Source organism: Rhodococcus sp. DMU1 (assembly GCF_012272955.1).
GTDB lineage: Bacteria > Actinomycetota > Actinomycetes > Mycobacteriales > Mycobacteriaceae > Rhodococcus > Rhodococcus aetherivorans.
The window spans coordinates 1,188,902-1,203,981 of record NZ_CP050952.1 but is presented as its reverse complement, the minus strand read 5'-3'; the positions used below and the strand labels follow the sequence as shown (position 1 = coordinate 1,203,981).

Annotated in this window: 11 protein-coding genes and 1 pseudogene; 9 read left to right on the top strand and 3 right to left on the bottom strand. The window is 65.3% G+C overall.

All coding sequences use genetic code 11. The features are described from left to right. Positions 1–120: 120 nt before the first annotated feature. Positions 121–2,916, top strand: a complete 2,796-nt coding sequence (locus HFP48_RS32065; RefSeq protein ID WP_282597454.1) for a LuxR family transcriptional regulator — start codon at positions 121–123, stop codon at positions 2,914–2,916. Between the two features lie 172 nt (positions 2,917–3,088). On the opposite strand, the pseudogene HFP48_RS31495 reads toward HFP48_RS32065, so the two are convergent. The 3 genes and pseudogenes from HFP48_RS31495 to HFP48_RS05640 form a co-directional block, all read right to left on the bottom strand. Continuing rightward, positions 3,089–3,282 (bottom strand): annotated as a pseudogene (locus tag HFP48_RS31495) (IS1380 family transposase); the annotation flags it as partial. Positions 3,283–3,530: 248 nt separating this feature from the next. Beyond that, a complete protein-coding gene (locus HFP48_RS05645) occupies positions 3,531–4,319 on the bottom strand; it encodes an IclR family transcriptional regulator (protein WP_168579205.1) in 789 nt (262 codons plus the stop codon). 12 nt (positions 4,320–4,331) lie between these two features. After that, positions 4,332–6,074, bottom strand: coding sequence for an acetolactate synthase catalytic subunit (locus HFP48_RS05640; RefSeq protein ID WP_168579204.1), 1,743 nt, complete (start codon positions 6,072–6,074; stop codon positions 4,332–4,334). Positions 6,075–6,277: 203 nt separating this feature from the next. Here HFP48_RS05640 and HFP48_RS05635 point away from each other — a divergent pair, with 203 nt between their 5' ends. From HFP48_RS05635 to HFP48_RS05600, 8 genes are all read left to right on the top strand, one after another. Further along, positions 6,278–7,102, top strand: a complete 825-nt coding sequence (locus HFP48_RS05635; RefSeq protein WP_168579203.1) for an alpha/beta hydrolase — start codon at positions 6,278–6,280, stop codon at positions 7,100–7,102. Positions 7,103–7,576: 474 nt separating this feature from the next. Beyond that, the gene (locus HFP48_RS05630) at positions 7,577–7,942 is read left to right on the top strand and encodes a hypothetical protein (RefSeq protein ID WP_168579202.1); all 366 of its coding nucleotides are present in this window, start codon (positions 7,577–7,579) and stop codon (positions 7,940–7,942) included. After that, positions 7,930–8,193 carry a hypothetical protein gene (locus tag HFP48_RS05625; RefSeq protein WP_168579201.1) on the top strand — a complete coding sequence of 88 codons (264 nt, stop codon included), beginning with the start codon at positions 7,930–7,932 and terminating at the stop codon, positions 8,191–8,193. Before HFP48_RS05630 ends, HFP48_RS05625 begins: the two co-directional genes overlap by 13 nt. 284 nt (positions 8,194–8,477) lie before the next feature. Next, entirely contained in the window at positions 8,478–9,971 is a 1,494-nt protein-coding gene (locus HFP48_RS05620) for an aldehyde dehydrogenase family protein (RefSeq protein ID WP_168579200.1), read from the top strand. Positions 9,972–9,995: 24 nt separating this feature from the next. Next, positions 9,996–10,967: a phosphotriesterase gene (locus tag HFP48_RS05615; protein ID WP_168579199.1), complete on the top strand. Its 972-nt coding sequence runs from the start codon at positions 9,996–9,998 to the stop codon at positions 10,965–10,967. Next, the gene (locus tag HFP48_RS05610) at positions 10,964–12,613 is read left to right on the top strand and encodes an AMP-binding protein (protein ID WP_168579198.1); all 1,650 of its coding nucleotides are present in this window, start codon (positions 10,964–10,966) and stop codon (positions 12,611–12,613) included. Before HFP48_RS05615 ends, HFP48_RS05610 begins: the two co-directional genes overlap by 4 nt. 90 nt (positions 12,614–12,703) lie before the next feature. Beyond that, a complete protein-coding gene (locus tag HFP48_RS05605; protein WP_168579197.1) occupies positions 12,704–13,519 on the top strand; it encodes an NAD(P)-dependent oxidoreductase in 816 nt (271 codons plus the stop codon). 202 nt (positions 13,520–13,721) lie between these two features. Continuing rightward, positions 13,722–15,023 (top strand): MFS transporter, encoded by a 1,302-nt coding sequence (locus tag HFP48_RS05600; protein WP_246872521.1) that lies wholly within the window; start codon positions 13,722–13,724, stop codon positions 15,021–15,023. Positions 15,024–15,080: the final 57 nt, after the last annotated feature.

The window sequence follows — 15,080 nt, the reverse complement described above, 5'->3', positions numbered from 1 at the left end:
TCGGCTGTATATCAGCATCGCCGACGAACCCGACGCCGGGCGACGGGGAAAACCCTGCATCGCGACGACTCGGGCATGGCCACGTACCGACGGGTCTCGTTTCGGTCGAGGCCGGCCCCGATGCTTCCATTTCGGTTGAGAAGAGGGCGCCGGCCCCCGCCCGGGGGCTACGGTGAAGCTGTGCTGTTCGGGCGGGGACCGGAATGCGCACGCATCGATCGGCTGCTTGCCGCACTCCGGCAGGGAGCGGGTGGAGCAGTGGTGCTGAGCGGGGAAGCGGGAATCGGCAAGACCGCCCTCCTCGACTACGCCCGCGAGCATGCCTCCGGGCTCGGGGTGCTGTCGGTGACGGGTGCGGAAGCCGAGGCCCCGATCCCCTTCGCGGCGCTCGAACGCCTGCTGGCGCCGGTGCCGGGGCCCATTGCGTCGCCGCCCAGGGTGCGCCCGTTGTGCGGCTCCACCGCGCGCGAAATTCCCGGTCCGGAGGACCGATTCGCGATCTACGCCGGATTCTTCCGGGTTCTGACAGCGGCCGCACGCAGCGCGGCACTGCTGGTCGTGATCGACGATGCACAGTGGCTGGACCGGCCGACCCTGGACGCCGTCGCCTTCGCCGCTCGGCGGCTCACCACCGAACGGATCGGGATTCTGGTCGCCACCCGCGAGCCGCAGGGTCCGGCCAGCGTCGAGACGTCGGGGGTGCGGGGTCTCGACGACGAGGCGGCCGGTCAGCTGCTGGCCGCCCTCCTGGGCCGGCGCCCGCCGGACGACGTGGTGGCGGCGGCGGCCGCACAGGTGGGGGGCAACCCGTCGGCGCTGCTGGAGCTGGCGGGCACTCTCTCGTGCGACGAACTCACCGGAACCCGTCCGCTGCGCCTCCCGGTACGCGCCGGGTCGGCCGCGACCCGCATCTTCGGTGCGCGCATCGCCACGCTCGACGACGCGACACGCCGAGCCCTCCAGGTCGCGGCGGTGGCGGCCGACGACGGGTTGCCCGTGGTGTCCGCCGTCCTGGCGCACCTGGGGATCGCCGGCGGTGCCCTGGGAACGCTCGAGGACACCGGGTTGACGTCGTTCGCGGGCGGCCGGTTGTCCTTTCCGCATCCGTTGATCCGCAGCGCCGCGGTATCCGATCTCCCGCCGACGCGGCGGCGGTCGCTGCACCGCGCAGTGGCCGAGATGCTCACCGATCCGGCGCAGCAGGACCGACGTGCGTGGCACCTGACCGAAGCCACCCTCGCCCCGGACGAGGGCACCGCCCGGGAACTGGAGCAGTCCGCGCGGCTGACGTCGGAACGGCGCGGGTACGCGGCCGCCGCGGTCGTCATGGAGCAGGCTGCCGCGTTCTCCGCCGACGAGGCGGGTACGGCCCGGCGTCTCTGCGCGGCGGCCGACGCGGCCCGGCGCGCGGGCCGCGGCACGACCGCGCTGCGGCTGCTGGACCGATCCGACGACCACACCACCGATCCGGCCCTGCGGGCCGCCAGCGCCGGCGTCCGCGGACGGGTCGAACTCCACACCGGCGCAGCGTGTATCGCACGCCGGGTGTGGGAGACGGGCGCCGCGGACATCGGTCGACGAGACCCGGCGCGAGGCGCCCACCTGTTGGCCATGGCGGCCGAGGGAGCACTCGTCGCCGGCGAGCCCGAGGGGGCACTGCGGCTCGCTCGCCGGGCGATCCGGTCGGCGCCGCCCCGGGACACCGACACGACGCTCCTCGGCTCGCTCGTCATCGGCAGCGCGTTGTCGTTGTCCGGCAACCCCTCCGACGGGATGCGCTGGCTGCAGGATGCGGCGGCGCTCGCGCGGTGGGGCACCGACGCCGACGTCGAATGGGTCCTGTTCGCGGAGCTGGGCGCGGTGGCCTGGCACGGGGAGGACGGCGATCCGCGGCAGGTGCTCGACCCGCTGGTCCACCGGCTCCGGGCCGAGGGCGCCTGGGGGCAGTTGCCCCTGGCGCTGTACGTCACGGCGCTGGCCGACAGCCGCCTCGGACGCCTGCACTCCGGTCGTCGCGCGGCCACCGAGGCCGTCGAACTCGCCACCCGCACGGGCGATCTGCTCGCGCTCTGCGCGGCGCTCGGATGCCTGGCGGAACTCGAGGCGCAACTCGGTGACGAACAGGCCTGCCGGGCGCACGCCGCCGACTCGTTGCGGATCCGCGAGAGGACCCGTCTGGGCGAGATGCACCGCGACGCCCTGGACGGACTCGGGCTGCTGGAACTGAGCCTGAATCGGCCCGACCGTGCCGTCGACCATCTGGAGGAGGCCAACCGGCGACCGTCCGGGTACGCGGACGGTCTCCTCGTCGCGCGAGCGTCGTCCGCCGACCTGCTCGAAGCGTACGTCCGATCAGGACGCGACGTGCCGGACGCGGTTCGCGAACAGTTGCGGCTGCTCACGGAACTCGCGCTGCCCGATGCCCTCGGAGCCCTGATCTGCCGCGGCCGGGCACTGATCGGCGACGACGCGGAGTACGACACCTGGTTCACCAAAGCCCTGCAACTACACGCACGCTCGCCGTCCCCGTTCGACACCGCCCGGACCGCGCTGTGCTACGGCGAACGGTTGCGCCGCGCCGGGCGCCGGCGCGACGCCCGCAAGCATCTGGAGGTGGCGTTCGACGCGTTCCGGCACATCGGGGCCCGCACGTGGGCCGCACAGGCCGCGACGGAACTGGGCGCCGTCGGCCGGCCGGTCGACGCACCCGCCGCTGCCGCGGGGCACCGGCTCACCCCGCAGGAACTCCAGGTGGCCCGGCTCGCCGCCCGCGGCGGCACCAACCGTGAGATCGCCGAGCAGCTCTTCCTCAGCGTCAAGACCATCGAAATGCATCTGGGACGGCTGTACCGGAAACTCGGCATCCGGTCCCGCACCCAGCTGGCGAACTACCTGCGCGACAACGTCCTCGCCTGAGCATCCTACGAGGCGGTAGTCGAGCGGTCGGTTTCGTGGGGTGGGCGTACCCGGTCGACTCGGGGACCGCTCGTCGCCGAGTTGGTCGGGGGTTGGTGGGGGCCGGGCCGCGGGTCCGGTGGGGTGCCCGGGGGAACCCGTCTCGGCTCAACCTGGCGTGCAAGCGGGGGTGCAGATCCAGGTCGTTGATCGAATTCGCGCCCGCAACCATCCCCGCGAGCACGCTCGTCGTTTTCGCCGCAGCGTTCGGGGACTGCACCGTCAGTGCCTCGAGCAGCTCGTACAGGCCGGCCGATTCGGCCAGCCGCAGCGCGGGCCCAGGCTCGCGGTCGATACCAGGGTGGGATTCGTCGAACCCCTGACGATCGTGTGAGTAGGTTTTGCCTACGAGGTACCCTTCCTGTGCAGTTCGGATCGGACGTCGCAATCCAGATCTTCCCTGCCGGGAAGGGCATCCTCGTTCTACGCCACGCTCATCACACCGACCAACATCGGTTGATCAGGGCTCAGACGACGTCCTCCCCTCCCAAACAACCTGACACGACCATGGCCGGCTAGAAGGTCTGGAAGGTTCGAGTGACCAATTGCTCCCGCCGACGTCGTGTGATCCGCTGTCAAAGGGATCCATCCGTTGCGCGACCCAGTGTCTCCGTTGCCAGATGTGCTGCGTCGATCACGGCTTGGAGTAGGTTGTCCTGGGCTTCGTGGAAACGGGATGTGGGTGCGACTATGCCGATGGCTCCGACGATGGATTCGTCTCGGCTGAAGATCGGGGCCCCGACGGAGGTGATCCCCGGGCTGGTGTCGATGTCTACTGCCCATTCCTTTTTCCGGACTTCCTCCAGTTCTCGGTACAGCGTCGCGCGGAAGCGGCGTCTAGCGGCCGGGTCCAGGTCAGCGAGGCTACGGTCGATGATCTCCTCCCTCAGCTCGCTGTCGACGTGGGCGAGTACGGCCTTTCCCGCCGCGCGGCGTGGCTCATTGCCGGTCAACCCGACGTAGAGTCCTCCGACGCGTAGCGGCTGCGAACCTTCCACCAGTACTTTGAGGATCACGTTGCGGTCGTCGAGTGTCGACAGAAACGACGTCTCGGCGGTGGATTCGGCCAGGTCGGCGACGATGGCCGAGAGCTGTTCGTTGACGTTGAATCCGAGTTGGTAGGTCCGGAACAAGGCGCCTATGCTTCCGCCGAGTCGCAGTGTTGCGTCGGACCGGCGCTCGAGATAGCCACGCGCCACCAGCGTCCGCATCAGGTGATAGCACGTTGTGATGTTGAGGCCGAGACCGGCAGAAACCTGCTGAACCGTGGGCGGGTTCTTGGCCGCAGCTACGTACTCGAGAAAGCTCAGTGCCCGCTCGACCGTTTGCAGTGTCGGTTGCCCTTTACCCGAAGTTCTGTTCACTATCTGAAACTATCATTGTGCCGCGAGAACTGGCCTGTCCCGATGGAGTTGTGCATTGATCCGGTCGACGCAGGTGTCCCATGCGCGAACTGGTGGATAGGCATCCGGGTCGACGATCACGTCGATGACCACCGTGCCAGGAGAGTTCATAGCCTTCCGAAGGGCAGGCGCGATGCCCTCCGGACGATCGACAACGATCCCCGTGGTTCCCACGGCAGTGGCAATTGCGGCGTGATCGACAGCTTCGAACTCCACGCCTGTGGTGGTTTCGCCGAACACCGCATTCTCGGCGTGGCGCTGCGCGGCGAGGATCGAGTTGTTGAGGACGAGCACTGTCACCGGAAGGTCCTCTCGAACTGAAGTCTCCAGCTCGGCCCACACGTGCGCGAAGCCGCCGTCGCCCACGACCGCGACGACGCGGCGATCCGGAGCAGCGAGCTTCGCTCCCAACGCCAAGGGCAGCCCCCAGCCGAGTCCTGCAAGCCCTCTCGGCGTGAGGAACCGTTGACCGGGTCGCTTCGCCGAGAGATAGCTAGCGATCCAGAACGAGGAGTAGCTGGCGTCGGCTACTACGATGTCGTCGGGGGTCAGGACACGGTCGAGTTCAGCGAAGAGTCGCTCGGGGGCAATGGGGGCATCATCCGACATGAGCAGAGGTGCGACGGTATCGACATGCTTGCGGCGTCCGGCCGCGATACTGGAGCGGAGCTGCTCCGACTGAGCCCGCCGGAACGTGAGGTCGGTCGCAGCGAGGGCCTCGGTGAGGTCTGCGAGTGCGGCACGCGCATCGCCCACCAATCGCACCGACTCGTAGTTCCGTCCGACCTCGAGGGGATCGACGTCGATATGGATGTACGTGGCATCGGGAGATGTCAGCGTCCATCCCTCGGTTCCGTTCTCGTTCGTCCTCGTCCCAACCAGCAACACGACATCTGCGTCGGCGATCAGGGGGAGATGGAAGTGGGCGGGCCCTCGCTCGCCGGTGACGTTCGCGGCGACGCCGAGTGACAGCGGGCCGGATTCGTCGACCACGCCCTTGCCCATGTTCGTCGTAACCACAGGCAGCTGACCGAGGTCCTGGAGAGCGGCCAGCTCGGCTACCGCACCCGAGCCGTGAACTCCGCCTCCCGCGACGACGAGAGGTGATCTTGCCGCCGAAATGAGTTGAGCGGCCTTCGACACCGCCTTGGCATCCGGTCGTGGACGATCGAGCGGGAAGGCTCCGAGGTTCGCTGTCCGCTTGAATCGACCTGCTGCAGCCGGCTTTCCGAGAACGTCGCGCGGAATGAGCAGGACCACCGGTCCCGGTCGCCCACTGGTGGCCATCGTGATCGCCAGATCGATGTTGTCATCGACCCTTGCCGGGTCGTCGATTCGCCGGGTCCATTTCGAGACGCTCGCGAACAGTCCGACGTGATCCAGCTCTTGAAAGGCATTGCGGTCGCGGTTTCCGGCCGGCACCTCCTGCACCAAGACAAGCATCGGCATCGACGCCTTGATGGCCTCTGCCATCGGCGGGACGAGCAACGTTGCGGCCGGTCCATTCTGCGCCGCGACCACGGCGATGCGGCCGGAGACTCTGGAGAACCCGTCAGCCATGACACCAGCCGCGTTCTCGGTTCGGTAGAGGATCTGGCGGATCCCGATACGTTCGGCTGCAAGCATCAGCTCGGTTGGATTGCTCTGCCCCAGAATTGTTTTCACACCATGTCGAGCCAAGGCGCCTGCGATGGCATCGGCGACCGTCTTGTTCATTTCAACACCCTCCTCAAGGTAGGAGGCCAAGATTTCAGACTATGAAGTTCATGTCAACTATCGAATTTTTCATTATTTGCATCGGAATGCAGATATTGACATTCTGCCCGAGGGGGAATACCGTCAAGCGAAACAAACATGTGCCGGATGTCACAAAGGTGCGCCTGGCAACGCTGAGGTAACCCGACCCCAAGGGAGTTCTGATGACATTCGACACTGGCGAACCGCATCTGAGGCCGGTGCTCTGTCTTCACTCACTGTTCCTCGACCCGCGATCGTTCGACGGTCTCGCCGCTGCGGGTGCAGGGCAGTTCCGGTTCATCGCACCGGAATTTCTCGGGCAGGTCAGCCGCCTGGACGAGGTCGATTCCACCGTGACCATGGATCAGTGCAGTGACGACGTTCTCGCTCTCGTCGACAGACTCGGCCTCCGCCGGTTATCGATCGTCGGCCAGTCCATGGGTGGGGACGTCGCGGTCCGAATCGCGAGTCGTAGGCCCGATCTTGTCGACGAACTGGTGTTGATGGGTTCGTCCGCGCGCGGCGAATCGGTCGAACACCTGGAAGAGTTCGGCGCGTTCGTCGACATGTTCGAACGCGACGGTTTCACCGCCGAAGTCGTGGAGATCGTCAAGAGCATCCTGTTTGCGGCAAGTGTTCTCGACGACCCGGAACGCAGGGATGTACACGACACGTGGACTCGACGCCTCGGGGAGCTGTCGCCGAAGTTGGCGCATGCCGCACGCGGCGTTGTACAGCGCGAAAGCGCCCTCGCCCTACTGCCGCAGATCACGGCATCGACTCTCGTCATCTCCGGAATCCAAGACCATGCCCGCCCGCCGGCGTGGTCCGATGAGATGTTCGAGGCAATCCCGGACGCCGAGCTGTGGCGGATCAAGAACGCGGGCCACAGCCCGCTCCTCGAGGACCCGGACATCGTCATTCCTCGTATCCTCGAATTCCTCTCCCGTCGTACATCCGTCGGAGCGGCCGCCATCCCGGCAAGTACCAGTCCTGATCATCGGTGACCGTTCGGCGGGCCACTGACAGAGGAGCCCCCTTCCGGTGATAGACCTGTCACCCCAGCCAGCCGAACTACGTCGACTTCATCGACCGCCGGAGCACGAAGTGGAATCAGCGTCGCCCCACGTGGGCTTCGATGCCCGTCGGCGTCGGACCGAGGAGAACCTGGCACCTCGCCGGCTGCGCGGCACTCGGCTGTGGGAGTCCTTCCGCGGCGGAATGCACCTCGAAGAGGTCGCACTCGCGCCGCTCATTCGGGCAAGGTGGCGGCGCCTCACTGATGCCACCTTCGACAGGCACGCACCGATGGCCGACCAACAGACCCTGGTGACCCCCCGCAGGCCCACGCGCATCGCCTGCACGGGGAGCTCCGCGCGATCGCCGCGGACTCGAGCGTCGGCACCCCTGCAACAGGGCGAACGCGGCGCACCGCCGCTCAGGTCACCGCCTTCGACGGCTCCGGTTGGACGGAAGAATCCATGGGCACCAATGCCCTCGACCTGGCGCTACGAACTGGACGGGGTGTCAGCGTGTTCGCGGCGGAACATCTCAACGGACTTCTCCACGGATGGTCTTGCTGGGCGCAGCCCATCAGAGACGTCTCCGACGCGCGGCCGGCCGGAGTGGTAGATATCTCGGCGCCGTGGGACGCGGACTCACCGTCTTCCGGTGCACTGGCGAGTTCGGTGGCGCTTCTGGTCGAGCAAATGATGAGGAGCGAACCGAAGCCCGATTTCGGGCATCGCATCGCCATGAAATCGGGCGGACAACCGCGCGTCGAGGTGAACCCGCCGTCATCGCTCTGCCGCGACGACAGGGGGAGGTCCTCGCCGTGCTCGTCCTGAAGGGTTCGCCGCTGTCGTTCGAGGAGATTCGCGCCGACGTGTGCGGCGATGTCGATATCGGTGCGGTGACGCTCCGCGAAGAGTTCTCCGTGCTGAGGACAAGCGTCGGATCCGGGATCCTCACGACGCGACCCTGTGGGGTCGTAGCAGAGATCGAATCCGACATCGGAAGAACCCTCAACCATGCCGAGGCCGGGCAAATAGACCGTGCGCTCGAAGCGCACAACAGGCCAATCTCCCCGATTACGTAGTCTCCCTGGTTGAGTCGATTGCGCGAGCATGTCGAGACTCCGCCTCACAAGCCGCTGTCGCCTCCCCGGTCTCGATAGCTGGCACTGCGTTACCTCTGGACACACCCGTACGACCAATCCCTACTCGAAGTGTTCGCCGCGGAATCGGATCCAGGCGACCCGCGTTTCGCACTGCTCATCGGCCATATGCGCTCCGTGGACAGCGCATAGCCAAGGTTGCACCGACGTCACCGTCGTAGCGTCCGCATCGCAGATGCACACCTGTCAAGAATGGAGAGAACGAAATGACTTCAGCCGCAATATCACCCAAGCACTCAACAGAATTCCTGGCCCGGCGCCACGGACTGCTCATCGATGGCCGGTTCGTCGACGCCGCGGACGGCAGGACGTTCGAGACCATCGACCCCGGTACGGGGCGAGTACTCGCCACTGTGGCCGAGGGTGCGGAACGCGACATAGACCGTGCGGTGGAGGCCGCGCGGCGCGCGGCAGAGGGTCCGTGGTCGACAATGTCACCGAGCGAGCGGGGCCGCCTCGTTCACCGGATCGGAGATCTGATCGCCGAGCATGCCGAAGAACTCGCCGAGCTGGAATCGCTGGACAGCGGAAAGCCGGCGGGTGCAGCGCTCGCCGTCGAAATTCCACTCGCAGCAGACATGTTCTGGTACATGTCCGGTGCGGCACGCCGAATCACCGGGTCGACGCTCACGCCCTCGGTTCCCTACATGCCCGGCGGGGAGTTTCACGCGTACACGACTCGCGAGCCTCTGGGGGTCGCAGGCCAGATCATCCCCTGGAACGTTCCGATCTTGATGGCGGCGTGGAAGCTGGCCCCGGCGCTGGCCACGGGCAACACCGTCGTCCTCAAGCCCGCCGAGCAGACTCCACTGACCGCGCTGCGGATCGGTGAACTCCTGCTCGAGGCCGGCCTCCCGGATGGGGTGGTCAATATCGTGCCCGGATTCGGAGAACGCGCGGGGGCGCACCTCGCCGCACACGACGGGGTCGACAAGATCGCGTTCACCGGTTCGACCGAGGTCGGTCGCAGCATCGTGCGCGCCGCCGCGGGCAACCTCAAGAGGGTGTCGCTGGAGTTGGGCGGCAAGTCACCGAACATCGTCCTCGACGACGCGGACGTCGACGCCGCCATCGCCGGCGCTGCCCTTGCGATCTTCTACAACCAGGGCGAAGTGTGCTCGGCCGGCAGCCGCCTCTATGTTCATGAGTCCCAGTTCGATCGTGTCGTGGAAGGCCTCGCGGAACATGCCCGTGGCATCAAGGTGGGCTACGGGCTCGACCCGGACACCGACATGGGTCCGCTGGTGTCGGCGGAGCACTTCGAACGCGTGGGCCGCTACCTCCACCTGAGCAAGGGTTCCGGCGGCCAGACCTTGGCCGGCGGCAGCGTACTGGACCGTGACGGCTACTACGTGCAACCAAGTGTGATCGCACGGCCAGAACGGGACCATCCGATCGTCCGAGAGGAGATCTTCGGTCCGGTCGTCACCGCAATGCCGTTCAGCGACATCGACGACCTGGCACGGCAAGCCAACGACACCATCTACGGACTCGCCGCGGGTGTGTGGACCGCCGATCTGTCGAAGGCACACCTGCTGGCGAAGCGACTCAAAGCCGGAACCGTGCACGTCAACACCTACCACGTGTTCGCCGCCGAACTTCCCTTCGGCGGTTACAAGCAGAGCGGCTGGGGTCGAGAAAAGGGGGACGCCGTGCTCGAGCAGTATCTGGAAACCAAGTCCGTCGTCGTCGCGCTCTGAACCCACACCCACAAGGAACAGATCATGACCGAAGTGCAGACAGTTGCCGGACCCGTCGATTCTGCTGAACTCGGCCGGACGCTCGTTCACGAACACGTCTTTGTGCTCGGCGAGGAGTTCCGGCTGAACTATCAGGATGACTGGGACGAGGACGAGAAGATCGAGCAGGCCGTCCACGACCTGAACGAACTCAAGAACCTCGGCGTCGACACCATAATGGACCCAACCGTGCTTGGTCTCGGCCGTTTCATCCCGCGTATCCAGCGCATCGCGGAACGAACGTCCCTCAACATCATTGTCGCCACCGGCTTGTACACCTTTAACGACCTTCCTCCTCAGTTCTCCTACCGCGGACCCGGTCTGATGGTCGACACCGCGGAACCGCTGACCGAGCTGTTCATCCGCGATCTGACCAAGGGCATCGGTGATACCGGTGTGCGTGCCGCATTCCTCAAGTGCGCCATCGATGCTCCGGGACTGACCCCCGGTGTCGAGCGCACAATGCGGGCAGTCGGTCAGGCGAGTGTCGAGACCGGTGCACCGATCACCGTTCACACTCATGCCGGATCGGAATCCGGGCTCGTTGCGCAGCGAGTGCTCGCGGAGGAAGGCGTCGATCTGACGCAGGTGATCATCGGTCACGCTGGTGACACCACCGATGTGGACTACCTGTGTCGTCTGGCCGATGCAGGATCCCTGCTCGGACTTGACCGGTTCGGGGCCGACGCCTTCCTGCCGTTCCGTGAGCGGGTCGACACCCTTGTCGAACTCGTCCGCCGGGGCTACACCGGAAGCATCGTCATCTCGCACGATGCGTCCTGTTTCCTCGACTTCATCGCCGTCGAATCCCGGGACCAGATCGGCCCCAAGTGGAACTACCGTCACATCCCCGAGGACGTGATTCCTGCGCTACTCGACGCAGGAATCACCGAACGCGACGTCGAGACCATCTTGGTCGACAACCCGCAACGACATTTCGCAGGAACGAGGAAATGACCGTGCAGAGCAGCCGGCCGCCTCTGTCCAAATCGATCTGGTGTGCAGATGTGGATCCAGACGATCTTGACAGCACGATTGGGGATGCCCTCGTCCGCGCCGCATCGCAGTGGGGAGGCCGAACGGCTCTCGTGGAGGGCGTCGTAGGAGACGAAGCACGCCGATGGACCTTCGAGGAGCTACTGGAGGCATCCACCCACGTCGCCCGGGCCCTGTTGCTCAGGTTCTCCCCCGGCGAGCATCTGGCTGTCTGGGCCGCCAATAGCCCGGAGTGGATTCAGCTGGAATTCGGCGCCGCGCTGGCGGGACTAACGCTGGTCACGGTGAACCCGGCCTTCCGGCAGGCCGAGCTGGCGTACGTGCTGCGTCAGTCTCGGGCGGTGGGGATCGTGGTGCAACCGCGGTTCCGGTCCCGGGATCTGCTGCCGATCGTGACCGCCGCACTCGACGGCACGCAGGTCCGCGAGGTGATTTCGTTCGGAGATTGGGACGAGTTTGTTGCCGACGGAAGAGGCTTCTGCATTCCATTCGGTCCCTTGCCGGCGGTCCGGCCCGAGGACCCGGCACAGATCCAATACACCTCGGGAACGACGGGCCGGCCGAAAGGTGCTCTGCTGAGCCATCGCGGATTGGCCACCAATGGTCGGCGCTACGCGACCGTCATCGGTGCGCATCCGGGCGATGTATGGATCAATCCCATGCCGCTGTTCCACACCGCCGGATGCGGTCTCGTGACTTTAGGTGCGCTACAGACCGGCGGCTGCCACGTCATCCCACCGAGTTTCGATGCCGACCTGCTGTTGGACCTGTTCGAAGCCGAGCAGGGGACCGTGATGCTGAGCGTGCCGACCATGCTCATCCGGATGATTGAACGGCATGAAGACCAACCACGTGATGTGTCGAGTTGGCGACTGACCACGCTCGGCGGAGCGCCTGTTCCGCTCGATCTGGCTTTGCGTGCCCGACGCGTCCTCGGAGTAGAGGTCGGTATCGGATATGGACAGACGGAGTCGTCGCCCTACATCACCCACACTGAGAGCGGAGACCAGCGGACGCAGACGCTGAGCACCGTCGGCCGACCGCTCCCGGGTATCGAGGTCAAGATCGTCGACCCGAATACTCGCGACGTGATCGATGTAGGTGAACTCGGCGAGGTGTGTACCCGGAGCAGCTGCGTGATGACGGAGTACTTCGACGATCCTCGTGCGACCGCAGAGACCATCGACATCGAGGGGTGGCTCCACACAGGCGATCTGGGCACCATGGATGCCTTCGGATTCGTCACGATCCGCGGCCGGCTCAAGGACATGATCATTCGGGGCGGCGAGAACATCTTTCCTCGGGAGATCGAAGACGTCCTCTTCGCACACCCAGCGGTCAGCGCGGTGTCCGTCGTCGGGCTTCCCGACCCCGAATGGGGTGAGATCGTGGCGGCCTTCATCGTCACTGCTAGGGGAGCACACGTCACCGAGGACGATCTGGCAACGTACTGCGGCGCTTACCTGGCCTCGTACAAGATCCCGCGTGTTTGGCAATTCCGAACCGAACTGCCGCAGACTGCGTCCGGAAAAATCCAGAAGTTCGTCCTCCGCGACCGATATCTCGAAGACCTGCGCACGCATGCAGACCAAGCCACGTCGGAGTAGGCGCCCACCAACCGCACCGGCTACGAAAGCGCCGAGTGTACACCCACGCTCTATCAATAATTCATCGACGCCGCCCAGCGGGGAGATTCCATGACAACGCTCAGAGACAGAACAGTATTCATCACCGGCGGCAGCCGCGGCATCGGGCGCGCGATCGCGCTCCGCGCGGCGGCTGATGGCGCCAACATCGTCATCGCTGCCAAGACGGACATACCGCACCCCAAGTTGCCCGGCACGATCCACTCGGTTGCAGACGAGATCGTTACCGCGGGTGGCCGCGCGCTGCCACTAGTCGTCGACGTTCGCAACGACGACCAGATCGCCGCCGCCGTAGACAAGGCGGCTGCCACGTTCGGTGGGATCGACGTGCTCGTCAACAACGCGAGTGCGATATTCCTCGAGCAAACACTCTCGACGCCCATGAGCCGATTCGACCTCGTCTTCGACATCAACGTGCGAGGCACATTCGCGGTCTCGCAGGCGTGCTTGCCGCACCTGGCGAGGAGCACGAACCCCCACATTCTGACCTTGTCGCCACCTCTGGAGCTGAATCCGAAGTGGTTTGCCGCTCACTGCGCATACACGATGTCGAAGTATGCGATGAGCATGACCATGCTCGGACTGGCGGCGGAGTTCCGTGATCGTGGCATCGCCGTCAACGCCTTGTGGCCACAGACAATGATCGAAACCGCCGCGAGTTCTGTCATCGGCGTCGAGGCCGCCGGGTGCCGCACCACAGAGATTATGTCCGATGCCGCGCATGCAATTGTGACCAGTCTCAGCTCCGAACTCACCGGCCACTTCTTCATCGACGAAGATCTCTTGCGGCAGCGTGGGAGCACCGACTTCCGCAAGTACGAAGTGGTGCCGGGCATGCCTCTTGTCAAGGACCTCTTCGTGGCCTGACGCACCCCTTCCGTGGTGGTCGCGTCGCAATGGTGGCGCCTTCGGATATTCAGTGCGCGGAGCACGACGCGCTGTTCACGAAGGCCGCGGCCCGCGACGGGCTTGCCGACCATGCCGATGGGGGCTTCGTCGGTACGTGCACCGAAAGATACAGACAACTTACAACCGAGACGAGTCGTCAATGGTGAATTCAACTCTGACCGTGCCCTCGAAGGAGGCCGGCGCCACATCGCAGTTACGTCGCCGCTCGCTTATCGCGAGCAGTGTCGGCAACCTCCTGGAATGGTTCGACTGGACCATCTACGCGGTGTTTTCGCCGTTCATCGCGAAAGCTCTTTTCGACCCCTCCGACCCGACGTCGGCTCTCCTCAGCACGCTCGCAGTTTTCGCTGTGGGCTTCGCGTTCCGCCCGCTGGGCGGAATTCTGTTCGGCACCCTCGCAGACCGAGTTGGTCGTCGTACGACGATGATCACGACGATGCTGTTGATGGCGGCGGGAAGCCTACTGATTGCCGTCACACCGAGTTACGCCGCCATCGGCGGGCTTGCATCGCTGATCCTCGTAGTGGCCCGCCTCATGCAGGGTCTTGCGCACGGCGGAGAGACGGCCGCCTCCTACGCATACGTGTCCGAGATCGCCCCTCCCCGGCACCGCGGACTCTGGTCGAGCGCTGTGTTCCTATCTGTCTCCGTCGGCACTCTGTGTGCCACTGCTCTAGGAGCTGGAATCTCCGCAGCGCTGCCCGCCGCGGACGCCGACCGGTGGGGGTGGCGCATTCCGTTCTTCCTCGGCGCCGGCCTCGCCGTGTTCGCCTTGTTCCTTCGCCGCGGGATGATGGAGAGCGAAGTATACGAGGAACAAATCGCCGGGGCCGAGGACGGGACCACGGCCACCGAGACCCCGAAGCTGCCCCGCCGGACCCTCGTCCTCCGCGGATTCAAACTGATGCTGTACGAGGGCGGGACCAATGTCGTCTACTACACGTGGACATCGTTCGCCGCCGTTTTCGCGATCACGTATCACGACATGAACGCCGCGAGCGCGTTCTTGGCGAGCGCTTTTGCGCAACTCATCTACATTGCCGCCATCCCGATCGGCGGGTTCCTGGCCGACAAATGGGGGCGCAAACCGGTCACCCTCATCTTCTATGGCGCGTTCATCATCGGCATCTTTCCACTCATGGGCATGATCACCGACGAACCGTGGACCCTCTTCGTCGCCCAGTCGATCGCCTTGGTCTTCATCGCCCTCGTCGCAGGATCAAAGCCCGCGGTCCTATCCGAACTATTGCCCACGCGATACCGCACCCGGATGCTCGGCTTCGCACTATCGCTTGCGGTTGCGATTTTCGGTGGAACGGCCCCGTACCTGAACCAATGGCTCTACGGCAAGGAGATTGGCTGGGCGTTCAACGTGTACATCATCGTGCTCTGTCTCATCGGCATGGCCGTTGTCTCAACCTGGAGGGAGACCAAAGGAGTTCCGTTGCAAGACATCGTGTGAGCACCGGGAACCAATTCCGAGACTCCTACGTCTCACCGGACCGACTCGGCCAGATCG